A 25,404-nucleotide genomic window follows, 5' to 3' on the forward strand; every position below is an offset into this window, starting at 1 on the left:
CCGGAAGGGCCTGATCCTATCGGCGTTTGAAGACAGGGAGGTGGCGGGCCGCGAGGCCTGCCATCTTTGTTTCCGCGCCATGGTCTCCGCGCCATGCGGGTAAAGGCCCATGGTTAATGCGGCCTTAACCTTCCCCCCGATAGTCTGGCGTTCGAATCTGCCGGAATGCGCCATGCGCCCGGCCAGGCAACGATCACGGGGAAGAGCATGCGTTCAGGCGCTTCAGCACCGCTCGCGCTGACCGATACGGGGCACGGCATCCAGGCGTTCGCGCGGCGTCAGGTCGGGCGACTGGTCGGCGCGGGCCTGTTCCTGTTCACCGCCTTCGGCATTGCCGCTCTAGCCACATGGAATGTCGCCGATCCGAGCTTCTCGCACGCCACCAGCAACGTCGTCACCAACGCCATGGGCTATGCCGGCGCGGTGTTCTCCGACCTCGCCATGCAGTTCTTCGGCCTTGCCGCCGTCGCGGGGCTGGTGCCGGCGGTGATCTGGGGTTTCCTTCTGTTTTCCGCGCGCGGCGTCGACAAATTGCCGAAGCGCGGCTTCGCATGGTTCGGCTTTGCGCTCACCGCCGCAGCCATCGCCGGCTGCGTGACGCCGCCAAACACCTGGCCGCTGCCCACCGGCCTCGGCGGCGTGTTCGGCGACATGGTTCTGAAAATCCCGGGCATCGCGGTCGGCGGTTATCCGAAAGGCCTGTTCGCCAGCATCATAGCGGTCATCCTCGCCGCGCCGATGTTGTGGCTGTTCGCCTATGGCTCGGCGCTGATCGCGCGCAAGAACGGCTTTGCCGTCACGGAGCGCGCTGCCCGGCCCGATCCGCGCGAGCAGGACGAGATGCTGTTCGACGAGGATGAGGACGAGGGCGACGAGGGGATACTTGCGCTCGGCGCCATCACCCATTGGTGGCTGTCGTTCCGCGCCTTCCTGCACCGCCGCGCCGAGCGGCGCAGGCGCGAGCGCGACGAGTTCGAACCGCCGATGGAACCCAAGGCAAGCGCCTGGCGGCGCGCGGCCGAGCGGGTCGAATCGGCCGAGTTCGCCGAGGCCCGCATGAGCCCCGGCGGCCGCGCCCGCGTCGAGCCGGAATTCTTCGCCGCCATGGTCAATGACCGCAGCGTTTCGGTCGATCCGGTCGATGAAGACATTTTCGGCGACGAGGCGGACGAAGACGCCGACGGTGACGATTTCGACGACGAGGCGCCCACTCCGCGCCGCGCCGCGCCGGGCGCCAGGGTGCAGAATTTCCGCTCCGATGCCGCGACCCGCGTCGCGGCGCCGGCGGCGCGACCCGTGCCGGGCGCCCGCGTCCAGCGCGAGGCGCAGACCTCGCTGATCGGTTCCGACACGTTCGAGATGCCGTCGCTGCATTTCCTGTCCGAGCCGAAGAACATCGCCAAGGATCCAAGCCTGTCGAAGGACGCGCTGGAGCAGAACGCGCGCCTGCTAGAAGGCGTGCTGGAAGATTTCGGCGTCAAGGGCGAGATCATCCATGTGCGACCCGGTCCGGTCGTCACGCTCTACGAGTTGGAGCCGGCGCCCGGCATCAAGTCCTCGCGCGTCATCGGCCTTTCCGACGATATCGCCCGCTCGATGAGCGCGATCGCCTGCCGCGTCGCCGTCGTTCCGGGACGCAACGCCATCGGTATCGAGCTGCCCAATGCCAAGCGCGAGACGGTCTATCTCAGAGAGATCATGGCCAGCCGCGATTTCGAGACGACCAAGGCCAAGCTGGCGCTGGCGCTCGGCAAGACGATCAACGGCGAGGCCGTCATCGTCGACATTGCCAAGATGCCGCACGTGCTGGTCGCCGGCACCACCGGCTCGGGCAAATCGGTCGCTATCAACACCATGATCCTGTCGCTGCTCTACCGGCTGACGCCGCAGGAATGCCGGCTGATCATGATCGACCCCAAGATGCTCGAACTGTCGGTCTATGACGGCATCCCGCATTTGCTCACGCCGGTCGTCACCGATCCCAAGAAGGCGGTCGTCGCGCTGAAATGGACGGTGCGCGAGATGGAAGACCGCTATCGCAAGATGTCCAAGGTCGGCGTGCGCAACATCGACGGCTTCAACGCGCGCGTCCAGCAGGCCGAGAAGAAGGGCGAAAAGATCTCGCGCACCGTGCAGACCGGCTTCGACCGCCAGACGGGCGAGGCGATCTACGAGACCGAGGATCTCGATCTCGAGCCGATGCCGTATATCGTGGTCATCATCGACGAGATGGCCGACCTGATGATGGTGGCCGGCAAGGACATCGAAGGCGCGGTGCAGCGCCTGGCGCAGATGGCGCGCGCCGCCGGCATCCATGTCATCATGGCGACGCAGCGCCCGTCCGTCGACGTCATCACCGGCACCATCAAGGCCAATTTCCCGACCCGCATCTCCTTCCAGGTGACGTCGAAGATCGACAGCCGCACCATTCTTGGCGAGCAGGGCGCCGAGCAGCTGCTCGGCATGGGCGACATGCTCTACATGGCCGGCGGCGGGCGCATCCAGCGCGTCCACGGCCCGTTCGTCTCGGACGACGAGGTCGAGAAGGTCGTCGGGCATCTGAAGCTGCAGGGCGTGCCGGAATATCTCGACGCCATCACCGAGGACGACGAGGAGGACGACGAGGACGGTCCGTCGGGCAAGGGCGGCTCCGGCGGCGGTGGCGGCGGCAATTTCGAGGATTCCGACGACCCGTACGACCAGGCGGTGGCGGTGGTGCTGCGCGACGGCAAGGCCTCGACCAGCTACATCCAGCGCCGGCTCGGCATCGGCTACAACCGCGCCGCCTCTATCATCGAGAAGATGGAGAAGGAAGGCATTGTCGGCCCGGCCAATCACGCCGGCAAACGTGAGATCCTGGTGCCGACGGAAGAGGACAAATTCTAGGGCTTATCGATATTCAGGTGAGGCCGGCCTGCAAATGGCGGCTTCCTGCGCTTCCGGTGCTCACGTACGAAAAGTACGCTCCGCTCCGGTTCTCGGAAACCACCATTTTCGACTCGGCCTGACCTGAATCTCGACAAACCCTGGCGCGGCGAGACACCGATCCGGGTCAGCAGGCAACCGGAAATCGTCTGGCGCGTTCAATGCGGGCTCTCGCCTACCCGCCAAACTTAGGCCCTAGTGGGAGTCCAGAAACTGCGGCGACACGAATCACAGAAAGTGACCGGCATGAAGACCCAGACCGAATTCGCCCTCACCCGCCGCCAGGTCCTTGGCCTCGGCCTGATGCTTGGCGGAGCCGCCGCTCTCAATCTCGTGCCGGGCTATCAGCTCATGGCCGCCGCGCAGGCCGCTGTGCCGCCGGCGGCGCAGAAGATCGCCGACCATTTCTCCTCGGTGAGGTCGATGAGCGGCGAGTTCGTCCAGTTCGGGCCGAAAGGCGAGCAGACCGGCGGCAAGTTCTTCCTGGAGCGTCCGGGCAAGATCCGCTTCAACTATGACGGATCCTCGAACTTCCGCGTCATCTCCGACGGCAAGTCGGTGGTGATCCTCAATAAGAAGCTCAACACCTCCGACCTCTACCCGCTGTCGAAGACGCCGCTGAAATTGCTGCTCGACGACCGGATCGACCTCTCCGGCGGGCGCGTCAAGGCAGTCAAGGAAGAGGACGACCTCACCACCATCAAGCTTTCCGACAAATCGGTGTTCGGCAATGCGATGATCACCATGATGTTCGATCCGAAGACCTACGAGCTGCGCCAGTGGACGATCACCGACGCTCAAGGAAAAGACACGACGGTGATGATCTTCAACGTCAAGGAAGGCGGCAACTTCCCGGCCGACACGTTCGCGATCGACTATACGGCGAACAGAGAGCTCAATACCAAGACCAGGTAGGTCCGCCGATATTCAGGTGAGGCCGGCCTGCGAATGGCGGCTTCCTGCGCTTCCGGTGCTCACGTACTTCAAGTACGCTCCGCTCCGGTTCTCGGAAGCCACCATTCTCGGCTCGTCCTGACCTGAATCTCAGCGAACCTACAACCTGGCGAAGGGCATAGTCCGGCTTGTCTTTACTGCGCGCGGCTGGCACTAGATCGGCGATCTCTTGCCGGACCCGCCTGAATGCCCTTCACCATCGCCACCTGGAACATCAACTCCGTGCGCTTGCGCATGCCGATCGTCGAGCGGCTCCTGAAGGAGCACGCGCCCGACGTGCTCTGCCTGCAGGAAACCAAGGTCCCCGATGAGCTGTTCCCGGAAAAAGCCTTCCGCAAGGCGGGCTACGAGCACATCTTGTTCCACGGCCAGAAGGGCTATCACGGCGTCGCCACCGTCGCCCGCCGCCCGATCGAGCTGGTCGAAAAGCGACGGTTCTGCGAGATCGATGACAGCCGGCATCTGTCGGTCAGGGTGCAGGCGGGCGGCAAGTCGGTGCTGGTGCATAATTTCTACGTGCCCGCCGGCGGCGACGAGCCGGATCCGGAGATCAACCGCAAATTCAGGCACAAGCTCGATTTCGTCTACGAGATGAACTCCGTACCGGCGAGCGGGGACGAATCGTCTGCCTCGATCCTGGTCGGAGACCTGAACATCGCACCGCAGGAGCACGACGTCTGGTCGCACAAGCAATTGCTCAACGTCGTCAGCCACACGCCGGTCGAGACGACAAATTTCGAGGCGATGCGCACGGCCGGCGGCTGGGTCGACCTGATGCGGCTCAATGTGCCGGCCGAGCAGAAACTCTACACCTGGTGGAGCTATCGCGCGAAGGACTGGGAAGCCTCGAACCGCGGCCGCCGTCTCGATCATATCTGGTCATCCGCCAATCTGGTGTCGAGCTTTGCCGGCTACGAGATTCTCAAGGCGGCGCGCGGCTGGGCGAAGCCGTCCGACCATGTGCCGGTGATTGCGAAGTTTGAATTGGATTGAGCGCCCTCAATCGGCAGAGGGTCCTACGGCGCTTCTATTCCGTAAACCTGGGCGCCAGTGCCTCGATGCGGGCGATCATCTGCTGGAATTCCTCCAGGATGCGCTCATGCAACAGCACCGCGATCTCCGGATATTCTTCCAGGATCCGGTGGAACATCTTGCGGCTCAATCGGATCACTTCCGAGTCGACCGCGGCCGAGGCGCTGGTCAGCCGGTTGGTATCGGCGATCAGCGCCAGTTCGCTCAGCATGGTGCCTGGGCCTGCCGTACCGATCGGGACGCGTTCGCCGCCCAGCTCCCGATAGAGCGCGATCAAACCGCTGACCACGATATAAGCAGAATCAGCGACATCGTCCTCGCGGTACAGCTTATGGTCGGCCTGCAGCACGGTGGTCTCGGCGCCGAAGGCGAGCAGGCGCAGCTGTTCCTGCGTGAAGCCCTGGAAAAGCTTCACGCTTGACAGAATGCGGATGTCGTCATCCAGCGCCATCCTAGCTGTGTCCCCGAGCGGTCAGTCCAGTCCCTCCTTTGGAGCGGCGCGCCCTCCTGGGCTCGCGAAACGCTCCACCGTGCATCATGCGATGCGTGCAACGAGCCGACCCCATCACCCTCCAGCACCAGGATCGTACCCGAAGCGGTCCCGCCCGACCGCCCTAAATGTTTGTTTCGACGCAATTCCGGACGGTCGTCCTCGGCGAAGCCGCCGAGCCCAACCGTTTCACACTTTTCCTGGAATTGCTCTTGATCATGAAATGTTTAAGGAACCAGCTTGTAGCCGCCGCTTTCTGTCACAAGAATTTCGGCATTGGAAGGATCGCGCTCGATCTTCTGGCGCAACCGGTAGACATGGGTCTCCAGCGTGTGCGTGGTGACGCCGGAATTGTAGCCCCAGACCTCTTCCAAAAGAACGTCGCGCGTCACCACCTTCTGGTCGGCGCGGTAGAGGTATTTGATGATCGAGGCTTCCTTCTCGGTCAGCCGCACCTTGGCGCCGCGCGGATCGATCAGCAGCTTCTGGCTGGGCTTGAACGTATAAGGGCCGACGGAGAAGGTGGCATCCTCGCTCTGCTCATGCTGGCGAAGCTGGGCGCGGATGCGCGCGAGCAGCACGGCAAAGCGGAAGGGCTTGGTCACATAGTCGTTGGCGCCGGCCTCGAGACCCAGGATCGTGTCGGAATCGGTGTCGTGGCCGGTCAGCATGATGATCGGCGCCTTGTAGCCGCCCTTGCGCAGGATCTTCACCGCCTCGCGGCCATCCATGTCGGGCAGGCCGACATCCATGATGAGCAGGTCGACGACGCCGCTGCGCGCCGCGGCAACGCCTTTTGCGGCGGTCGCTTCTTGCTGGACGTCGAATTCTTCGTAGAGCGCCAGCTGCTCAACCAGGGTGGCTCGCAAGTCGTCGTCGTCATCAACGATCAGAATGGTACGTGATGTCATGGATCAATCCGTTGTTTTAAAAAGAATATTCAGTTGACCTCCCCCCATTTATGCGGAAGCTCACCGGCGCAACAGCCGATCACAGTGATTTGTTCCGTGACCCAATCATACAAGAAAAAACGTGTGCGCAATGCGTCGGGCGCATTTTTGCCGAAGGGCTTGAGCGTTTTGGTAGTGCGCGCGCGCCCCGGCAACCCCGCGCAAGGCTTCCTGCAAGCCGGCAAAACGGTGTTTCCCTGCGCTTTGGGGCGCGGCGGCATCTCCGCCAACAAGCATGAAGGGGACGGCGCGACGCCGTTGGCGTCGATGCGCATCCTGTCAGGTTATTTCCGGGGCGATCATTTTGCGGGCGGGTGCAGGACGAGGCTGCCGATGGCGCCGATCGGCCCGGATCTCGGCTGGTGCGAGGTTCCGGACGACCGCAATTACAACCGTCCGGTGAAGATCCCCTATGGCGCCAGCCATGAGCGGATGAAGCGCGACGACCGGCTCTACGATGTCTGCCTGGTGCTCGACTGGAACATCGCGCCGCGCCGGCGCGGGCGCGGCAGCGCGATCTTCTTCCATCTGGCCCGGCCGGGCTTCACGCCGACGCAAGGCTGCGTGGCGGTGACGGCGCGGACCATGGCGAGGCTGCTTCCGTTGCTGTCGGACAGGACGGTGGTGAAGGTGGTGAGGTAGGCAGTAGGCAGTAGGCAGTAGGCAGTAGGCAGTAGGCAGTAGGCAGTAGGCAGTAGGCAGTAGGCAGTAGGCAGTAGGTGTCTCCTTCCCTATTGCCTATTTGCCTAATCTTTACTGCCTCTTTCCCGGTTTCTGCCAGCCCGTGCCGAGCAGCCCGATCTCACGAAGCTCCCTGTCCATCGTCTTCGCGATGTCGCGGCGTCCGGCGCCGATGTCGCGCAACTGGCTATCGGAGAGGTCTTCGATCGGATCATGGGACATCCGGGCGGCGACGCGAGCCTGGCGCAGCCAATCGCGTGCCGAACGCAGCCAAAGGGCGAAGCCGGAAGGGGATTCCAGGGTGGTGCAGGGCTTCAGGGCGATCTCAGACATGGCTCTATCCGTGTTCTCCGGATATCAAATCCGGTTTTATGGTGTTGCGATGAAGCCATGATGCCGGATTGAAAAACAAACGGGAAACGAGTAGTTCTTTTCCGATCGTCAAGTTTTATTTGGAGATCGCATGTCCAAGCTGCTGCCGGGAACGCGTGCGCTGCGGACGTTCGAGGCGGCAGCCAGGCATCTCAACTTCACCCGCGCGGCCGACGAGCTCGGCCTGACGCCAGCGGCGGTCAGCCACCAGATCAAGGAAATCGAGGATCAGCTCGGGCTAGTGCTGTTCACGCGCACCAGCCGCACCATCCGGCTGACGGAGGAAGGCAATGTGCTGCTGGAGGCCTCGGTCGATGCGCTTGACCTGCTGAACCGCGCCGTCAGCCGCGCCCGCAAGATGACTCGCGGCACGGCGCTGCTGAAGGTAACGCTCGACGCGCAGTTCGCGACGAAATGGCTGATGCGCCGCGTCGACGACTTCCGCAAGCAAAAGCCGGGCATCGAGCTGCGCTTCGACATCACCTACGATGTCCGGGATTTCGACCTCGACGACGTCGATGTCGGCATCCGCTTCGGCGCCGGCAAATATCCGGGGCTCTGCGCGCATCGGCTGTTCGAGAACATCATCATCCCGGTGTGCAGCCCGGCGCTGCTGGCGTCAGGTCCGCCGCTGAAGGAGCCGCGCGACCTGTTCAACCACACGCTCGCGCATATCGAATGGTCACGGCAGGGCGTGACCTGGCCGAACTGGAGCATGTGGATGCACGCGGCCGGCGTCGACGATTTCGACGACAGCCGCACGCTGGTCTTCGGGTCGTCGACCGATGCCACCCAGGCGGCGCTCGACGGCAACGCGGTGGCGCTCGCCGACTTCGCCATGGTCGCCAACGATCTTTCGCAGGGACGTCTGGTGCGGCCTTTCGAGCTCGGCATCAAGGTCGCGCCGGAATTCGCCTATTTCCTGGTCTATCCGGAGGCGGCGAAGGACGACGCGCGCGTCGTCGCCTTTCGCGAATGGCTTACCGAGGAGGCGGCGAAGACGCCGACGTGACGGCCTAAATACTTGTTTCCGCGCAATTCCGGACGGAAGGCTACGGCGAAGTCGCCGAGCCTAAACGCTTACACTTTTCCTGGAATTGCTTTAGCCAGCCGCGGCGGCCGGCGCGCCGAACCAGCCGATGATGGCGCCGATGATCAGCATCACGCCCAGCCAGTGGCCGGCATCGATCAGCGTCAAGGCCCAGCCGAAGCCTTCATAGCGGTGGTTGACGGTGAGCGTGGTGGCGATGAAGCCGAGCCAGAGCACGAAGCCGAACAGTAACCCGGCGATCGGGTTCGGCTCGCCGCCGGTTATGGCGCCCACCACCAGCGTCAGCACGAGCGCCATGATCAGCTCGGCGATGAAGCTAACGACGAAGGGAGCGACCGAGCGCTGCATGGTGGCCGGGTCGAGCTTGGCGGCCTTCAGCCAAGGCTTGCTCAAGCCCATGTACCAGGCGGCGCCGAACAGCCACGCGACGATTGCGGCGGCGATCACCGCCAGCCAGTTCACAACCGAAAAATCCATGCTTTTCCCCTCCAAGTTGAAGGGCGATGGAACGCTTGTTCGGTCGTTCCGTCAAGCAAGGCGCCAGACGGTCGTGCGCTTGACCTCGGCATCCTCCAGCACGCGCGTCACCGGAACCTGGTAGACGGCAAGCGATTCCAGCCCGGCCCCGGGGAGGTAGGCGCGGCCCGGATCGCCGACGAGGATCTCGGCGCCGCGCGCCTTCAGAGATCCGAACCAGGGCAGCAGCCGTTCGGCGAAGGCCTTGTCGTAGAAGACGTCACCGGCGAGCACGACGTCCCAGCCATCGTCGGTGCCGACGCAATCCGTGCCGCGGAATTGCGCTTCAACGCCGTTGGCTTCGAGGTTGAGCGCGATCGCCGTCTCGCAGAACGGGTCGATGTCGGCGGCGATTACTTGGCTGGCGCCGGCTTTCATCGCTGCGATCGCGACGAGGCCGGAACCGGAGGCGAAATCGAGCACCCGTTTGCCGCGTACGGTGCCCGGATTATCGAGCACATAGCGGGCGAGGCCCTGGCCGCCGGCCCAGGCGAAGGCCCAGAAGGGCGGCGGCAGGCCGATCTCGGCCAGCTCCTCCTCGGTGCGCAGCCATAGATCATGCGCCTCGTCGGCGAGGTGCAGAAGCACTTCCGGCACATGCGGCGGCGCCATCAGCGCCGTATTGTCGAGGATGAACTTTTTCGCGCTCTTTGGCGTAAGCCTGGTCACGGCGCCGGGTTGAGCTCGGCCATGCGGCAGACCTCTTTCCATTCGGCCGGCGTCACCGGCTGCACGGAAAGCCGGCCGAGCCGGACCAGCGCCATCTCGGCGAGCTTCGGGTTGGCCTTGACCTCTTCAAGCGTCACCGGCTTCGGCACGTCCTTATAGGCGCGGATGTCGACGCATTCCCAGCGCGGATCGTCGGTGGTGGTGTCGGGATGGGCCAGCGCGCAGACCTCGGCGATGCCGACGATGTCGAGGCCCTCATTGGAATGGTAGAAGAAGCCGAGATCGCCGATCTGCATCGCCTTCATGTTGTTGCGGGCGGCGTAGTTGCGCACGCCGTCCCATTGCGTGCCGGCCTTGCCTTTGGCCTTCAGCGCCTCGAAGGAAAAGACCGAGGGTTCGGACTTGAACAGCCAATAGTTCATATCGTTTGTCCCATCGCTTTGCCGCCACGCATGGCGTTGCCGTCTATGCTTACTCTCTCGCCGCCGTTGCGGCGAGAGCCGCGAACGATCAGGCGTCGGCAGGCTTCTGGAAAACCCAGTTCCACGGACGGATCTGCACGCTTTCGAACAGGCCGGCCTTGGCGTAGGGATCGGCCGCGGCCAAGGCTTGGGCACCAGCCATGTCCGGCGCTTCGATCATCACCAGGCTGCCGTCCGGCTTGCCGTCGGCGTCGAGGAAGGGACCTGCAAAGGCAAGCTTGCCTTCGGCGATCAGGCCTTCCAGGAACGCAGCATGCGCCGGCCGCGTGTCGACGCGCAGCTGCAGGCTGCCGGGCTTGTCCTTGCAAATCAACGCAAACAGCATTTTCAGCTCCGATGGTCAGATGTCGGTTTCGGTTTTGAGCGGCCTCGTCATCAGCGCGGTCACGGCCTGGCCGATCGTCACCTTGCCGTCGAGGATGGCGGCGACGGCCGAGATGATAGGCGCCTCGATGCCGCGCTCGGCAGCGATGCGGGCGGCAATCCCCGCCGTCGGCACGCCTTCGGCCAGCGGCAGGCCGGCAAGCGGCTTGCCCTGGCCGAGCGCCAAGCCATAGGCGAAGTTGCGCGACTGGGCGGAAGAGCAGGTGAGCAAGAGGTCGCCGAGGCCTGAAAGCCCCATCAGCGTCTCCGGCCTGGCGCCGAAAGCGGCGCCGATGCGGCGCAATTCGACGAAGCCGCGCGTCACCATGGCGGCCTGGGCGCTGGCGCCGAGACCTGCGCCGGTGACGGCGCCGGCGGCAATGGCAAAGACGTTCTTCAGCGCGCCGCCGATCTCGACGCCAATCAGGTCGTCGCTCGAATAGCAGCGCAGGTTCTCCGCTGAGAAGCGCGCGGCAAGCTCGGCCGCCAATTCCGCATCGCGGGCGGCAACCACCACGGCGGTCGGCAGGCCGCGCGCGACGTCGCTGGCGAAGCTCGGGCCGGAAAGCGCCGCGACCGGATTGCCCGGCAGGCTTTCCTCGACGATCGCCGAGAGCAGCGCGCCGGTATCGCGCTCGATGCCCTTGGCGCAGAGCACCACCGGCGCTCCCTGGGGCACATGGTTGCGGGCATTGGCAAGGACGGCGCGCAGCGACTGCGCCGGCGTCACGGCGAGCACGCAGTCGGCGCCGTCAAGCGCCGCGGCAATGTCGCTGGTGGCCGTGATGCCGGGCTCAATCCTGATGCTGGGCAGGTAGCGCGGGTTCTCGCCGCGGGCGATCGCGGCGACGGTCTCAGTGTCGCGCGCATAGAGCCGGACATCATGGCCGGCGCGCAGCATGGCCAGCGCCAGCGCCGTGCCCCAGGCGCCGCCTCCCAGCACCGCAACGCGCCAGCCGCTGGTGCCTTTCTTGGTCATGCCTTGGCACCACGCCGGCCCGAGCCGACCAGGGGCGCGGAAACACTGTCGAGCGGCCAGCGCGAGCGCGGCACGAAATCGGCGGCGTTTTCGTCGGCGACGCCGGCGCGCAGCCGCTCGATGCCGGCCCAGGCGATCATCGCCGCATTGTCGGTGCAAAGCTTCTGCGGCGGCGCGATGAATGCGAAGCCGGCCTCGAAACACAGCGCTTCGAGCGTCGCCTTGATCGTGCGGTTGGCGGCGACGCCGCCGGCAACGACCAGCGCCGGCTTTGCATGGTCCGGGAATTCCTGGCGGAACCGGGCAAGGCTGCGGCCGACGCGATCGCCCAGCGCGTCCGCCACCGCGGCCTGGAAAGAGGCGCAGATGTCGGCGACGTCCTGGTCGCTTAGCGGCGCGATCGCGCTCGCCGCCTGGCGCACCGCCGTCTTCAGGCCGGAGAAGGAGAAATCGGGCTGCGCCGAGCCCTTCATCGGGCGTGGGAAGGCAAAGCGGCTTGCATCGCCGCTGACGGCCGCCTTCTCGACATTCGGGCCGCCGGGATAGGGCAGGCCGAGCATCTTGGCGGTCTTGTCGAAGGCCTCGCCCAGCGCATCGTCTATGGTGGTCGCCCAGCGCTGGTAATCGCCCACGCCGCGCACCGCGACGATCTGGGTGTGGCCGCCGGAAACGAGCAGGAGAAGGTAAGGAAAATCGAGGCCATCGGTCAGCCGCGCCGTCAGCGCGTGGCCTTCGAGGTGGTTGATGGCGATCAGCGGCTTGTTGGCGGCGGCGGCGATTGCCTTGGCCGTCATCAGGCCGACGATCAATCCGCCGACCAGGCCCGGCCCTGCTGTCGCGGCGATCGCGTCGATCTCATCGAGCGACACCGCCGAATCGGCGAGCGCCGCCTCGACGATGCCGTCCAGCGCCTCGACATGGGCGCGCGCGGCGATCTCCGGCACGACGCCGCCGAAGGCCGCATGCTCCTCGATCTGGCTGAGCACCACGTTGGACAGGATTTCGGGCGCGGCGACGCCATCCAGCGCCACAACGCTGGCCGCCGTCTCGTCGCAGCTCGTCTCAATGCCCAGAACGCGGATCAATTGGTCGCTGGCCTCTATGATTGTATCACCGGCCATTCCCAATTAGGAAAAGGCCCGGCAGACCTCAAGCTGCCCCGGGGGTTATCACGGACCGCGCGCCATGCAAACTTTGAAAATCGGAACACGCGGCAGCCCGCTGGCATTGGCCCAGGCGCATGAGACGCGGGCGCGGCTGATGCAGGCGCATGGCCTGCCCGAAGAGGCGTTCGAGGTGGTGCCGATCTCGACCAGCGGCGACCGCATCCAGGACCGGCCGCTGTCGGAAGCCGGCGGCAAGGGCCTGTTCACCAAGGAAATCGAGGAAGCGCTGCTCGAGCGCCGCATCGACATCGCCGTGCATTCGTCGAAGGACATGCCGACGGTGCTGCCCGATGGGCTGGAGCTCGTCACCTTCCTGCCGCGCGAGGACGCGCGCGACGCCTTCATCGGCAAGAACGTGAAGCGGATCGCCGACCTGCCGCATGGCGCCGCGGTCGGATCGTCATCCCTGCGCCGTCAAGCGCTGATCCGCCGCATGCGGCCGGATCTCGACGTGGTGATCTTCCGCGGCAATGTGCAGACCAGGCTCCGCAAGCTCGACCAAGGCGTCGCCGAGGGCACCATCCTCGCCTATGCCGGATTGAAGCGCCTCGGACTTGAGCATGTCGTCACCGACCTGATGCCGCTGGAAGCCTTTCCGCCGGCGCCGGGACAAGGCGCGATCGGCATCGAAACGCGCATCGGCGATCGCGATGTCGAGAGAATGCTGGCGGCGATCCATCATGTGCCGACCGGCCAGGCGCTTACCTGCGAGCGCGCCTTTCTCGCCGCGCTCGACGGCTCCTGCCGCACGCCGATAGCCGGCCATGCGACGGTGTCGGGCGAAAAACTGTCCTTCGCCGGGCTGATCATCTCGCCCGACGGCACGGAATCGCATGAGGTCCGGCTGGAAGGCGAAGCTGCCGACGCGGCGGAGATCGGCCTGGACGCGGCGCGCACGGTTCGCGCCAGGGCTGGTGTGACATTCTTCGACGGCTGGGCCTGACATGGTCCGCGTCCTGGTGACGAGGCCGGAGCCTGGCGCGTCGCGCACGGCACGGCGCCTCGAAGCCTTGGGATTTCAGCCTGTCCTGCTGCCGCTGACCGAGACGAGCGCATTGCCGGTCGAGGCGAGCATCGGCACCGATGGCGTCGCGGTCGTCGTCACCAGCGCCAATGCGGTGCGGCATGCGCCGAAGGCGCTGATCGCGGCACTTGCGCGCCTACCTTGCCACGCAGTTGGCAAACGGACGGCGGAAGCCTGCCGCGCGGCGGGATTCCTCTCCGTCACGGAAGGTCCGGGCGACGCCGAGGCGCTGACCGATGCCATCGCCGGCGGCCTTGCCGGCAGGGCAATCGTCTATCTGTGCGGCCGCGTCCGCTTGCCTGCGTTCGAGCAGCGGTTGGCGGCGGCTGGCGTGCACGTCCAGGCGATCGAGACCTACGACACGACAGCTGTCGACTATGGCGATGCCGATGTGGTCGCCCACCTGTCGGGCCGGCCGGTCGACGCGGCGCTGCTTTATTCGGCCAAGGCCGGCGCCGCGCTGGCCAGCCTGATTGCGCGGCCGGCCTTGCGGCATCTCTTTGAAAGAACGGAATTCCTGGCGCTCTCGGCGCGTGTCGCCGAGCCGCTGGACGGGGTTGCCGGTGACAGGGTCCGCATCGCGTCCAAGCCCGAGGAAGAGCAGCTGCTGGCGCTTTTGTCGCTGCCCGGCTGAGCCGCGTCATCACACCGCCCCTTTTCACCGCTTGGTGATGTGCTAGAGCATCCCCTGGACCCTTTGAACCATCCTCAAGCCAGTTCGCGGAGCCCAAAGCATGGTCAAGACGCCGAAGATGCGACATTCGAAGACCCGGCGCGAGCCGGTGACCATCGAACTCGAGCCCGGCGCCGTCTCGCGAATCACTGACGAGGATGCCGCCAAGGCCGAGGCCAGTGCCGCGCAGACCGACGAGGCGAAGGCAGAAGAGGCCGCCGCTGCTTCGCAGCCGGAGCCGCCGGAAGAGCCGATCCATGCCGAGCAGGCCGATATCGAGCCGTGGGAGCATAGCGACGCCGCGCAGGCTGCAGCCGATAAATCAGAGGCCGGCAAGGACGAGCCGGAGGCGCCGTATCCCGGCGCGTCTGATGCGCCGAAGAGCCAGCCCAAGGGCTTCGATTACAATTTCGAGGACGCATCCGCGCTTGGCGCCTCGGCATCGAAGGCAAGCGAGACACGAAGTGAGACATGGGGCGAGGGTCGCGTGCCGCAGCCGCCGCGCAGAACCGGCGTCAACGCCATCGCTGCGGGCGTCGTCGGCGGCGTGATCGCGCTTGCCGGCGCCGGCCTGCTGCAAGCGGTCGGCCTGCTCGGCTCGTCGGGACCGGGCGGGGAGTCGCTCGATAGCGTCAACGGCGAGATCGCTTCGCTGAAAAGCGAGATTGCGGCGCTGAAGGAAAGCGGCGGCACCTCGGCCAAGGTCGACGGCCTGTCCTCGGCGCTCGATCAGGTCAAGGCCGATGTCGCGGCGCTGAAATCGTCGGCCGGACAAGGCGGCGACGGCGCTGCGCTCAAGGCGCTCGGCGACAAGGTTGGCCAGATCGAGACAACCATCGCCGAGCTGCAGAAGAACGGCAATGCGGCACCCGCCGATCTCGGTCCGCTCAACGAGAAGATCGCCGGGCTCGACGCGCTGGTGAAATCGGCCGGCGACGCGGCCAAGGCCGAGGACGGCAGGGTGGCGGCGCTGGAGCAGTCCGTATCGCAGCTCTCCGGCAAGGTGGAGGCGCAAGCCTCGCAACCCAAGATTGCGCTGGCGATCGCCGCCTCGGCGCTGAAGTCGGCGCTCGATCGCGGCGCGCCGTTCGCGACCGAACTCGACACGTTCGCCGCGATCGCGCCGGACGCGCCCGAGCTCGCGGCGCTGCGCTCCTATGCCGAAAAGGGCGTGCCGACCCGCGCCACCATCGCTGCGGAGGCCGATGCCGCCGCCAACGCCATGGTCGAGGCGGCAAAGCCGGTCGACCAGAATGCCGGCTTCTTCCAGAGCCTGGTGTCGAGCGCTGAATCGCTGGTCAAGGTGCGGCCGGTCGGCGCGGTCGAGGGCAAGGGCGTGCCGGAAACCGTCGCGCGCATGGAAGTGGCGGTCAACCAGGGCGATTACGCCAAGGCGCTCAGCGAATATGACGCGCTGCCGGACGCGGCAAAGGCGGCCGGCGCCGATTTTGCCGGCAAACTGAAGGCACGGCTGGAGGTCGAAAAGCAGCTCGAAGCGCTGATTGCCGGCGCGACGAAGGCTTAAGGAGACAAGATGATCCGCATCCTCGTCTTCCTCGCCGTCGTCTTCGCGCTCGGGCTGGGTTTTGCCTGGCTGGCAGACCGCCCGGGCGAGATGCTCGTCACCTTCAACGGCTACCAGTACCAGGTCACGCTGATGGTGGCGGCGGTGGCGATCGTCGCTGTTGTGGCGGCGGTGATGATCGTCTGGTGGCTGATCAAGTCGCTGTGGAACAGCCCCTACACGATCTCGCGCTATTTCCGTGTGCGCCGCCGCGACCGCGGCTATCAGGCGCTGTCGACGGGCATGATCGCCGCCGGCGCCGGCGACGGCGCGCTGGCGCGCAAGAAAACCAAGGAGGCGGCCAAGCTGATCAGCTCCGACCAGGAGCCGCTGATCAACCTGCTCGACGCCCAGGCCTCGCTGCTCGAAGGCGACCATAAAGGCGCGCGGGAGAAATTCGAGCGGATGCTCGACGATCCCGAGATGCGGCTGCTCGGGCTGCGCGGGCTCTATCTCGAGGCCGAGCGCCTCGGCGACCGCAATGCCGCGCGCCACTATGCCGGCCGCGCGGCGGCGGTGGCGCCGCAGCTTGCCTGGGCGGCGGAATCGACGCTGGAGGAACTTACCGAACGCGGCGACTGGGACGGCGCGCTGAAGCTGGTCGAGGCGCAGAAATCGACCAGGCAGATCGAGCGCGACGCCGCCAATCGCCGCCGCGCCGTGCTGCTCACCGCCAAGGCGCAGGCGCTGGTCGACAGCGATCCCAACGCGGCCCGCACCGCGGCGCTCGAAGCCAACAAGCTGGCGCCGGATTTCGCGCCGGCGGCGGTGATCGCCGCCGATCTGGTCATCCGGCAAAACGACGTGCGCAAGGGCTCCAAGATCCTGGAGGCCGCCTGGAAGGCCGAGCCGCATCCCGACATCGCCGAGCTCTACACCCATGCCAGGCCGGGCGACGCCGTGCTCGATCGTCTGAACCGCGCGAAGAAGCTGCAGGAATTGAAGAGGAATCATCCCGAGTCGTCGATGGCCGTGGCGCGCGCAGCGCTCAATGCTCAGGATTTCGCCACGGCGCGGCGCGAGGCGGAGGCCGCGATCCGCATGGATCGTCGCGAGGGCGCATATCTTCTGCTCGCCGATATCGAGGAGGCCGAGACCGGCGACCAGGGCAAGGTGCGGCAGCTGCTGTCGAAGGCCGTGCGCGCGCCGCGCGATCCGGCCTGGGTGGCGGACGGCGTCATCTCCGAGCGCTGGGCGCCGGTGTCGCCGGTCACCGGCAAGCTCGATGCCTTCACCTGGCGGGCGCCGATGGAGCGGCTTGGCCAGCTGATCGACAGCGACGCGGATGTCGCCGTACCGGCGATCACCGCTGCGCCGCCTGTCCAGCCTGTCGCCGAAAAGGCGATCGACATCGTCGCCGATGCTCCGGCCGAGAAGCCGGCGCCGGTGCCTTCAAACGGCGGCGAGAAGCAAGCGTCCGTTGCGGAAGCCGTCAGCGAGGCTGAAATCGGCGAGCCCGGTCCGGAGCTGCCGCCTCTGCCGGATGACCCTGGCGTCACGCCGGAAGAAGAAGCGGAAAAATCGCCGCGCCGCTTTCGTTTGTTCTGAGGCTGTGTTCTGGGACCGGGTTTGTTGGGCAGGGAAAAAACATCGATGTTCGAGCGCGTATTGTCCTTCCTGAGGGATCTGCCGGCTGCTGGCGAGGCCAAGCCGAGCGCCGACGATCCGCGCGTCGCGGCTTCGGCGCTGCTCTATCATGTGATGAACGCCGACGGCGTGCGCCAGGACGTCGAGTGGGAACGGTTCAAGCAGATCCTGGCCGAGACCTATTCGGTGAGCGGCAAGGAACTCGATGCGCTGGCGGCGGCCGGCGAGCGCGCCGACAACGAGGCGATCGACCTCTACGCCTTCACCAGCGTCTTGAAGCGCCACCTCGACCCCGAGGCGCGCAAGGCCTTCATCGGCCTGATGTGGGAAATCGTCTATGCCGATGGCGAGCTTGACGAACTCGAGGACAACACAGTCTGGCGGGTCGCCGAGCTGATCGGCGTCGAGCGTCTCGACCGCATCGAGGCGCGCCGCAAGGCGGCAGCCGAGGTGCCCGGCGCGCGGGGCGAATCGAGCGACGAATAGCAGGATCCTTCGCCTTCCATGCCACCCAGATCGAGGCCGAGACCAAAAATCCTGATCGTGCTGCATCAGGAGACTTCGAGCCCCGGCCGCGTCGGCCACATGCTCCTGGAAGAAGGCTTCGACCTCGACATCCGCCGGCCGCCATTGGGCGACGAATTGCCGTGCACGCTGGACGGTCATGCCGGCGCGGTTATCTTCGGCGGCCCGATGAGTGCCAATGACGAGGACGAGTTCGTCCGCCGCGAGACCGATTGGCTGGAAATCCCGCTGAAGGAGAACCGGCCGTTCCTCGGCATCTGCCTTGGCGCCCAGATGCTCGCCAACCATCTCGGCGGCAAGGTCGAGGGCCACGGCGAAGGCCTGGTCGAGATCGGCTGGTATCCGCTGAAGGCGACCGAGGCCGGCAAGAAACTGCTGCACTGGCCGGAAATGGTCTATCAGTTCCACCGTGAAGGCTTTTCGCTGCCGAAGGAAGCGACGCTGCTGGCGACCGCGGAAACCTATCCCAACCAGGCGTTTCGTTATGGCGAGAATGCCTGGGGCATCCAGTTCCATGGCGAGCTGACAAGGATGATGATGCAGCGCTGGGTGGTGCGCGGCGCGCATCGCTTCGAACTGCCCGGCGCCCAGCCCGGCCGCGACCATCTCGGCGGCCGGCTGATCTGGGACATGCACCTCAAGCGCTGGCTGGGCGAGTTTTTGGGGCTGATTTTTGGGCGGCCGGCTGTGGGGTAGGGCAAACTGATGCGGCTGTTGGACTGGATCAGACCGACCAGCATCTGCGCCGCACCTGCCGAGGTCGCGCAGATCGTTGCCTCGCCGCGCCAATTTTCTGCGCCCGACGCGGCGAATCCGTAACCCTACTCGGCGGCCGTCTCCGACGGCGCCTCTGCCGGCCCCGAAGGCTCGGCTTCGGCACGGGGCTTGCGCCGTGAAAACAGCGACCTGAGCGTGACGTAGAACACCGGCGTCAGGAATAGGCCGACGAAGGTGACCCCGAGCATGCCGGAGAACACCGCGGTGCCGAGCGACTGGCGCATTTCTGCGCCCGGGCCCGTTGCGATCATCAGCGGCACGACGCCGAGGATGAACGCGAAGGCGGTCATCAGGATCGGCCGCAGCCTGAGCCGGCAGGCTTCGACGGCGGCCTCGGCGGCCGACAGGCCGCGTTCCTGCGCCTGCCGCGCGAATTCGACGATCAGGATCGCGTTCTTGGCGGCAAGCCCGATCAGCACGATGAGGCCGATCTGCACGAGAATGTTGTTGTCCAGCCCTCGGAAAGTCACGCCAAGCAACGCCGCGAGCACGCCGAGCGGCACCACCAGCACAATGGCGAATGGCAACACCCAGCTTTCATATTGCGCCGCCAGCGCCAGGAACACGAACAGCACCGACAGTCCGAAGATATAGACGGCGGCATTGCCGGTGTTGCGCTCCTGATAGGCAAGCTCGGTCCATTCATAGGAGGTACCGGCCGGCAATGTCTTTGCCGTGATCCCTTCCATCAATGCCAGCGCGTCGCCCGTGGAGACGCCAGGCGCGGCGTTGCCCTGCAGCGGCACCGAGACGTACATGTTGTAGCGCTGGACCAGCGCCGGGCCGGTGACGTCGCGGATCTCGATCAACGTGCCGAGCGGAACCAGCGCGCCGGTCGCCGAGCGAACCTTCAATTTCAAGATGTCGGAGCGATCGAGGCGGAACGCCTGGTCGGCCTGCGCCCGCACCTGGTAGACGCGCCCGAAAGCGTTGAAGTCGTTGACGTAGGCGGTGCCCAGATTGATCGACAGTGTCTCGAAGATGTTGGGGATCGGCACGTTCAGGATGCGCGCCTTGTCGCGATCGATCGCCAGGAAGAATTGCGGGCTCGACGCGGAGAACGTGGTGAACACGCCTGTCAGCCCCGGCGTCTTATTGGCCTTGCCGGCGATTTCGTAGGCAAGCGCCAGGATCTGCCGCATGTCGGCGCTGTTGCGCTCCTGGATCTGCAGCTTGAAGCCGCCGGCATTGCCGACGCCGCGGATCGGCGGCGGCGGCAGTGCGATAATGAAGGCTTCCTTGATGCTTTGCAGGCTGCCGAACAGATTGCCGATGACCTTGGTCGCCGACTGGCCGGCTTTCAGCCGCTCGTCAAACGGCTTGAACCTGGCGAAGATCACGCCCTGGTTGCTGGCGTTGGTGAAGGTCGCGCCGGAGAAGCCGGCGAAGGCGACCGCGTAGTCGACGCCTGGCGTTTTCTGGATGATCTGCGACGCCTGCTGGATGACCGCATCGGTCCTCGACAGCGAGGCGCCGTCGGGCAACTGGACCACGACGATCGCATAGCCCTGGTCGAGCGATGGGATGAAACCGCGCGGCACGGCCTGCGCCATGTAGACCGTGGCGGAGATCAGGCCCGCGAAAACGGCCAGCATGGCGGCGATCGTTATCCACGAGCCGACCAGCACGCGGATGATGCTCGAATACCAATGGGCGACCCTGTCGAAGCCGCGATTGAACCCGTCGGCGAGCGCCCGTCCGAACCGCGCCAGGAAAAAGCGAGGCGGCGCCGCCGCGGCGCGGTGCGACTTGAACAGCAGTGCGGCCAGCGCCGGCGAAAGCGTCAGCGAATTGAATGCCGAGATCGCCGTCGACACCGCGATGGTGATCGCAAACTGCAGGTAGAATTGCCCGGAAATGCCGGGGATGAAGGCTGTCGGCACGAAGACGGCTATCAGCACCAGCGAGATCGCGATAATGGCCGTTCCGACTTCGTTCATGGTCAGGTGCGACGCCGGATTGGGCGCGAGCCCACTGGCGATATTGCGCTCGACGTTCTCGACCACGACGATCGCATCGTCGACGACGATGCCGATCGCCAGAACGAGCCCGAACAGCGTCAGCATGTTGAGCGAGAAGCCGGCGGCGTAAAGCACAGCCAGCGTGCCGATCAGCGACACGGGGATCGCCACGATCGGCACGATCGCCATGCGCCACGACTGCAGGAAGACGATGATGACGATGATGACCAGCAACATCGCCTCGAGGATCGTCTTGTAGACCTCGTGGATCGACTCGGCGACGAATTCTGTCGGATTGTAGACGATTTCGTAGCTCAACCCGTTCGGGAAGTCGCGGGAAAGCTCCTTCATCTTGTCCTGGATCTCCGCGGCCGCGGCGAGCGCATTGGTGCCCGGCCGCTGGAAGATGGCGAGCGCCACCGCCGGTTTGCCGTTGAGATAGGAGTTGGTCACGTAATCCTTGGCTCCGAGCTCGATGCGCGCAACGTCCTGCAGCGAGATCAGGCGGCCGTCGTCGGTCGATTTGACGATCACGTATCGGAAGTCGCGGGCGTCGTTGAAGCGGCCTTGCGTGGTGACCGTGTACTGGAACGCCGTGCCGGTGCCGGTCGGCGGCGCGCCGATCGAGCCGCCCGACACTTGGACGTTCTGGTCGCGCAGCGCCTGCACCACATCGCCTGAGGTCATCCCCAGGGCGGACAGTTTTTCCGGATCAAGCCAGATGCGCAGCGAATATTCGCGTTCGCCGAAGATGATGAGGTCGCCGACGCCGTCTAACCTGAGCAGTATGTCGCGCACCCGCGAGCGGGCGTAGTTCGAGACGTAGAGCTGGTCGTAGGTATTGTCGGGCGACAGCATGTGCACGACCATCATCAGGTCGGGCGAGCTCTTGGTGGTGGTGATGCCGAGGCGGCGGACTTCTTCGGGCAGGCGCGGCTCGGCGACCGACACGCGGTTCTGCACAAGCACCTGCGCCTTGTCGAGATCGGTGCCCAGCTTGAAGGTGATGGTCAGCGCCATCGACCCGTCGCCCGACGAATAGGACGACATGTAGAGCATGCCCTCGACGCCGTTGATCTCCTGCTCGATCGGTGTTGCCACCGTCGCTGCGACCGTCTGGGCGTCGGCGCCCGGATACTGCGCGCGAACGACGATGGTCGGCGGCGCGATCTCGGGATATTGCGCGACCGGCAGCTGGGTATAAGCAATCCCGCCGAGGATCAGCAGGACGATCGAAACGACCGATGCGAAGATGGGGCGGTCGACGAAGAAATGTGCGAACCTCATTGCTGCAACCCGGCGGTGTCGGCCTTGGGCGGCAACGTCACCATCTCGGCCTTCACTTTGGTGCCAGGCCTGGCGTGCATCAGCCCTTTGACGATGATCGTCTCGCCGCCGGTCAGGCCCGAGCGGATCACCCGGTAGCCGTCGAGAAGCGGGCCGGTGCGCACGGGCTTCGCCGACACCATCCCGGCCTCATCCACCAGGAAGACGATGCGTCGATCCTGATCGGCGCCGATCGCGTCGTCGGGCACCAGCACGCCGCTATGCGGCAGCGACCCCGGCACGTTGATGCGCCCGAACATGCCTGGCTGGAGAATGCCGTCGGGGTTGGCAAACTTCGCACGCACCCGCATGGTGCCGGTCGCGTTGTCGATCCGGTTCTCGGCAAAATCGAGCTTGCCTTTGAACGCCGCCTCCGCGCGGTCGGCGACATGAACCTCCACATCGAGCCCGCTGGCGCCTTCCTGCATGCTGCCGCCGCGCGCCTTCGCGTCGCGGGCGTAGCTGAAATACAGGCGCTCATCGACGTCGAAATAGAAGTCGATCGGGTCGCGCGTGACGATGGTCGTCAGCAAGGTGGAATCCGGCTGCACGAGGTTGCCGACCGACACCAGCCGGCGGTCGATGCGGCCGGATAAAGGCGCCTTGATCTCGGTGAATTCCATGTTCAGGCTGGCCGTCGTCAGCGCAGCCGTCGCGCCCTGCATCTGCGCCTGCGCCGCAAGGTATTCCCGCCGGCGGTCGTCGACCGTGGCGGGCGAGATGTTGCCGGTCTTGGCAAGCTCGTTGGCGCGATCCAGCTGCATCTTGGTGAATTCGAGCAGTGACTTGGCGACGTCCACTTGCGATTTGGCGGCATCATAAGCGGCCTGGTACGGACGCTGGTCGATGGTGAAGAGCAGGTCGCCCTTGTTGACCAGCGAGCCGTCCTGGAAGCTGACCTTGTCCAGATAGCCGCTGACGCGCGAACGGATGGCGACCTGGTCGACGGCTTCGAAGCGCCCGACGAACTCGTCGTCTTCGACGATATCACGCACCACCGGCTTGGCCGCCGTCACCGCTGGTAGCTGCTGGTCCTGCGCCAACGCAGCGCTGCCGAAAGCCATGCCGAGCAGGAATGCCGCCGACACGGCGGCGCGGGCAAGCCAGTTGGCCGATCGACGGGGTCGCCCGCCCGCGTCGCGATGCAATTGCCCATTCCCTGTGGTGTCCATTTGCGTCCCCGCTCGCTGGACCCGGAGGTCGATTGATCCGCTTCACGCTCAGGCTTCTAGTGGAGATCAGACTGCAGCGTTGTGCACAGCAACATGATCATTTTCCATGCGGGCTGAAATGTCCACCCCGTGGCTGCCCATCGCCATCCGGCAAGGCCGACATCGATCATACAGACGCGACGGCCACTTCACGCCACGAGTCAAAGTTCGTGCTCGCCCTGGCGTCCGGTCACCAAGCAATCCCGGACATCGGAGTTCACCGTTTGGTGATGATGCGCATCGCAGCGAGAGCGTATGGCGACCGTCAGCGCTGCAACAGCGGTTTCACTCCTGTCGCTGCTTTCGTCGGATTTCCACATGCTGTGCAGCAGCAGCCCGGAGATCGCTGAAATCATCCGCACGACCGCGCTTGAGTAGCGCGGCGCGGCGCAGCCGTCCAAATACGTGTCGTTGCTAGCTCCGAGGCGCTGGCGAATGCATCGGCTTTCCCCGCCGGCGCTGTGCATCGCCGGTCTGGCCGCTATCGGCGGAGCCGCGAATCTGTGCTAAGGCGCCGCCCGACCAATCAAGAGGACGACACTGTGAGCGAACTGACCTTGGCCGAGGCGACCGAAAATATCTATGCCTCACTCCGAGCGGACAATGCCGACCTCGATGCGCATATCGCGGCACTCAAGGCAGCGCTGGCGCGGGAGGGGAAGAAACAGGCGGTGTTCGATCCGGCCAGGCTGGTGCAGAACAACCGCGCCGGCCGCAAGTTGATGCAGGCCTATTTTCGGCAGCGGGGCGTCAGCGTGAGCTTTTCGGAGTAGATTTGCTCGCGCCCCTGCCTCGCTGGGCGACGGCGCGGTGAGATTGGCCTGAACTCGGATCCAGCGGCTTGGATCAAGAACGCAATCAGTTCCGGCTGTTGAGATGCCGCACCTGCCGCAGCGCCGGGAACAAATAGGCCCACAGGCCGGCGACGGCGATGGCGCCGATGCCGCCGATCACCACTGCGGGAACCGTGCCGATCAGCGCCGCCATGGTGCCGGCACGGAATTCACCGACCTCGTTGGAGGCGCCGACGAAGACCTGGTTGACGGCGTTGACGCGGCCGCGCACCTCGTCCGGCGTCCAGAGCTGGATCAGCGTCTCGCGGATATAGACGCTAAACATGTCGGCGGCGCCGAGCAAAGCGAGCGCCGCGATCGACAGCCAGGTGATGGTCGAGATGCCGAACAGCACGGTGAATGCGCCGAACAAAGCAACGAAGCCCAGCATGATCTTGCCGGCGTGGTTGCGGATCGGGTGGCCAGCAAGCCAGACGGCGACGCAGATGGCGCCGATGCCGGGTGCCGAGCGCAGCAGGCCGAGACCCCAAGGGCCGAGCTCGAGGATATCGCGCGCATAGACCGGCAGCAGCGCCGAGGCGCCCGACAGGAGCACGGCGAACAGGTCGAGCGAGATCGCGCCGAGCACGATCTTCTCGCCCCAGATATAGCCGAAGCCGGCAAACAGCGTCTGCATCGTCGGCTTGTCGGTGGCCGTCTGCTGGGCGGGCTTCGGGATGGTGAAGATCAGCAGCCCGGCAGCGAGCATCAGGACTGCGGCGGTGGCGTAGGCGACTTCCGCGGACACGCCGTAGAGCAGGCCGCCGGCGACCGGGCCGACGATGGTCGCCGTCTGCCAGGCCGACGAATTCCAGGCGATCGCGTTGGCGAAATCCTCCTGCGGCACCAGATTGGCGAACAGCGAGGACGAGGCCGGGCCGTAGAAGGCGCGGGCTATGCCGAACATGACCAGCACGAGGAAGATCGGCAGCGGGCCGGTCAGGCCGCGCAGCGTCAGAAGCAGCAGGGCCAAGGCGCAGCCGGCCTCGACCAAGGTCGCCAGCGTCATGATCAGGCGGCGGCCGAAGCGGTCGGCGACGACGCCGGTAACCAGGACCAGGAGCAGCGAAGGCAGGAACTGGACGATGCCGACAATGCCGAGGTCGAACGGATTGCGGGTCAGGTCATAGACCTGCCAGCCGACGGCGACCGAGACGATCATGGTGGCGAAGGTGGTGAGGAAGCGCGCCGTCCAGTAGCTGAGGAACGGGCGGTGCCGGAACGCGGCGTAGCGCTGGTCTGGTGACGTTGCTTCGACGGTCATGATTCGAGGGCCCCTTTGCGACAATGGCC

At 65.5% G+C, this 25,404-nt stretch carries 25 protein-coding genes; 12 read left to right on the top strand and 13 right to left on the bottom strand.

The window, feature by feature from the left end; genetic code table 11:
* Positions 1–207 precede the first annotated feature (207 nt).
* The 3 genes from CK219_RS26510 (at position 208) to xth (ending at position 4,872) form a co-directional block, all read left to right on the top strand.
* Complete coding sequence (locus tag CK219_RS26510; protein ID WP_095769617.1) at positions 208–2,886, top strand: DNA translocase FtsK; 2,679 nt, start codon at positions 208–210, stop codon at positions 2,884–2,886.
* A gap of 285 nt (positions 2,887–3,171) precedes the next feature.
* Complete coding sequence (locus CK219_RS26515; protein WP_095769570.1) at positions 3,172–3,840, top strand: outer membrane lipoprotein carrier protein LolA; 669 nt, start codon at positions 3,172–3,174, stop codon at positions 3,838–3,840.
* A gap of 225 nt (positions 3,841–4,065) precedes the next feature.
* A complete protein-coding gene (gene xth / locus CK219_RS26520) occupies positions 4,066–4,872 on the top strand; it encodes an exodeoxyribonuclease III (RefSeq protein ID WP_095769571.1) in 807 nt (268 codons plus the stop codon).
* 34 nt (positions 4,873–4,906) lie between these two features.
* On the opposite strand, the gene CK219_RS26525 is transcribed toward xth, so the two are convergent.
* Entirely contained in the window at positions 4,907–5,362 is a 456-nt protein-coding gene (locus tag CK219_RS26525; protein WP_095769572.1) for a cyclic nucleotide-binding domain-containing protein, read from the bottom strand.
* Between the two features lie 266 nt (positions 5,363–5,628).
* Positions 5,629–6,312 carry a response regulator transcription factor gene (locus CK219_RS26530; protein ID WP_095769573.1) on the bottom strand — a complete coding sequence of 228 codons (684 nt, stop codon included), beginning with the start codon at positions 6,310–6,312 and terminating at the stop codon, positions 5,629–5,631.
* Between the two features lie 123 nt (positions 6,313–6,435).
* Here CK219_RS26530 and CK219_RS26535 point away from each other — a divergent pair, with 123 nt between their 5' ends.
* Complete coding sequence (locus CK219_RS26535; protein ID WP_245340627.1) at positions 6,436–6,993, top strand: L,D-transpeptidase; 558 nt, start codon at positions 6,436–6,438, stop codon at positions 6,991–6,993.
* A gap of 111 nt (positions 6,994–7,104) precedes the next feature.
* Here CK219_RS26535 and CK219_RS26540 read toward each other — a convergent pair whose 3' ends face one another.
* A complete protein-coding gene (locus tag CK219_RS26540) occupies positions 7,105–7,365 on the bottom strand; it encodes a hypothetical protein (RefSeq protein WP_095769575.1) in 261 nt (86 codons plus the stop codon).
* A gap of 130 nt (positions 7,366–7,495) precedes the next feature.
* On the opposite strand from CK219_RS26540, the gene gcvA reads away from it, so the two are divergent.
* A complete protein-coding gene (gcvA, locus tag CK219_RS26545) occupies positions 7,496–8,416 on the top strand; it encodes a transcriptional regulator GcvA (RefSeq protein WP_095769576.1) in 921 nt (306 codons plus the stop codon).
* 90 nt (positions 8,417–8,506) lie between these two features.
* Here gcvA and CK219_RS26550 read toward each other — a convergent pair whose 3' ends face one another.
* The 6 genes from CK219_RS26550 to tsaD all read right to left on the bottom strand — a co-directional run bounded on the left by CK219_RS26550 (position 8,507) and on the right by tsaD (position 12,546).
* Positions 8,507–8,932, bottom strand: coding sequence for a DUF1761 domain-containing protein (locus CK219_RS26550; protein WP_095769577.1), 426 nt, complete (start codon positions 8,930–8,932; stop codon positions 8,507–8,509).
* 51 nt (positions 8,933–8,983) lie between these two features.
* Entirely contained in the window at positions 8,984–9,682 is a 699-nt protein-coding gene (locus tag CK219_RS26555; protein WP_176477161.1) for a methyltransferase, read from the bottom strand.
* Positions 9,637–10,062 carry an EVE domain-containing protein gene (locus CK219_RS26560; protein ID WP_095769579.1) on the bottom strand — a complete coding sequence of 142 codons (426 nt, stop codon included), beginning with the start codon at positions 10,060–10,062 and terminating at the stop codon, positions 9,637–9,639. Before CK219_RS26560 ends, CK219_RS26555 begins: the two co-directional genes overlap by 46 nt.
* Before the next feature lie 88 nt (positions 10,063–10,150).
* Positions 10,151–10,447, bottom strand: a complete 297-nt coding sequence (locus tag CK219_RS26565; protein WP_095769580.1) for a YciI-like protein — start codon at positions 10,445–10,447, stop codon at positions 10,151–10,153.
* 15 nt (positions 10,448–10,462) lie between these two features.
* Positions 10,463–11,464, bottom strand: coding sequence for an NAD(P)H-dependent glycerol-3-phosphate dehydrogenase (locus tag CK219_RS26570; protein WP_095769581.1), 1,002 nt, complete (start codon positions 11,462–11,464; stop codon positions 10,463–10,465).
* Positions 11,461–12,546, bottom strand: a complete 1,086-nt coding sequence (gene tsaD, locus CK219_RS26575; protein WP_176477163.1) for a tRNA (adenosine(37)-N6)-threonylcarbamoyltransferase complex transferase subunit TsaD — start codon at positions 12,544–12,546, stop codon at positions 11,461–11,463. Before tsaD ends, CK219_RS26570 begins: the two co-directional genes overlap by 4 nt.
* 103 nt (positions 12,547–12,649) lie before the next feature.
* Here tsaD and hemC point away from each other — a divergent pair, with 103 nt between their 5' ends.
* The 6 genes from hemC to CK219_RS26605 all read left to right on the top strand — a co-directional run bounded on the left by hemC (position 12,650) and on the right by CK219_RS26605 (position 18,699).
* Positions 12,650–13,573, top strand: a complete 924-nt coding sequence (hemC, locus tag CK219_RS26580) for a hydroxymethylbilane synthase (RefSeq protein WP_095769582.1) — start codon at positions 12,650–12,652, stop codon at positions 13,571–13,573.
* A 1-nt stretch (position 13,574) separates the two neighbouring features.
* On the top strand, positions 13,575–14,288 hold the full coding sequence (locus tag CK219_RS26585) for a uroporphyrinogen-III synthase (protein ID WP_095769583.1): 714 nt from the start codon (positions 13,575–13,577) through the stop codon (positions 14,286–14,288).
* 100 nt (positions 14,289–14,388) lie between these two features.
* On the top strand, positions 14,389–15,852 hold the full coding sequence (locus CK219_RS26590; protein ID WP_095769584.1) for a mitofilin family membrane protein: 1,464 nt from the start codon (positions 14,389–14,391) through the stop codon (positions 15,850–15,852).
* Positions 15,853–15,861: 9 nt separating this feature from the next.
* A complete protein-coding gene (locus tag CK219_RS26595) occupies positions 15,862–17,439 on the top strand; it encodes a heme biosynthesis protein HemY (RefSeq protein WP_095769585.1) in 1,578 nt (525 codons plus the stop codon).
* 45 nt (positions 17,440–17,484) lie between these two features.
* On the top strand, positions 17,485–17,964 hold the full coding sequence (locus CK219_RS26600) for a TerB family tellurite resistance protein (protein WP_095769586.1): 480 nt from the start codon (positions 17,485–17,487) through the stop codon (positions 17,962–17,964).
* Between the two features lie 18 nt (positions 17,965–17,982).
* Entirely contained in the window at positions 17,983–18,699 is a 717-nt protein-coding gene (locus CK219_RS26605) for a glutamine amidotransferase (RefSeq protein ID WP_095769587.1), read from the top strand.
* 125 nt (positions 18,700–18,824) lie between these two features.
* Here the strand turns inward: CK219_RS26605 and CK219_RS26610 are convergent, their stop codons facing one another.
* The 3 genes from CK219_RS26610 to CK219_RS31440 all read right to left on the bottom strand — a co-directional run bounded on the left by CK219_RS26610 (position 18,825) and on the right by CK219_RS31440 (position 23,679).
* Complete coding sequence (locus CK219_RS26610) at positions 18,825–22,028, bottom strand: multidrug efflux RND transporter permease subunit (protein ID WP_095769588.1); 3,204 nt, start codon at positions 22,026–22,028, stop codon at positions 18,825–18,827.
* Positions 22,025–23,131, bottom strand: a complete 1,107-nt coding sequence (locus CK219_RS26615) for an efflux RND transporter periplasmic adaptor subunit (RefSeq protein ID WP_176477164.1) — start codon at positions 23,129–23,131, stop codon at positions 22,025–22,027. The genes CK219_RS26610 and CK219_RS26615 overlap by 4 nt, the downstream gene beginning before the upstream one ends.
* Positions 23,132–23,439: 308 nt before the next feature.
* Positions 23,440–23,679, bottom strand: a complete 240-nt coding sequence (locus tag CK219_RS31440) for a hypothetical protein (protein ID WP_141245407.1) — start codon at positions 23,677–23,679, stop codon at positions 23,440–23,442.
* A gap of 141 nt (positions 23,680–23,820) precedes the next feature.
* On the opposite strand from CK219_RS31440, the gene CK219_RS26625 reads away from it, so the two are divergent.
* Positions 23,821–24,051 carry a hypothetical protein gene (locus CK219_RS26625; RefSeq protein ID WP_095769619.1) on the top strand — a complete coding sequence of 77 codons (231 nt, stop codon included), beginning with the start codon at positions 23,821–23,823 and terminating at the stop codon, positions 24,049–24,051.
* 85 nt (positions 24,052–24,136) lie between these two features.
* On the opposite strand, the gene CK219_RS26630 is transcribed toward CK219_RS26625, so the two are convergent.
* A complete protein-coding gene (locus tag CK219_RS26630; RefSeq protein ID WP_176477165.1) occupies positions 24,137–25,378 on the bottom strand; it encodes an MFS transporter in 1,242 nt (413 codons plus the stop codon).
* Positions 25,379–25,404 lie beyond the last annotated feature (26 nt).

This window comes from Mesorhizobium sp. WSM4313 (genome assembly GCF_002294725.1).
GTDB lineage: Bacteria > Pseudomonadota > Alphaproteobacteria > Rhizobiales > Rhizobiaceae > Mesorhizobium.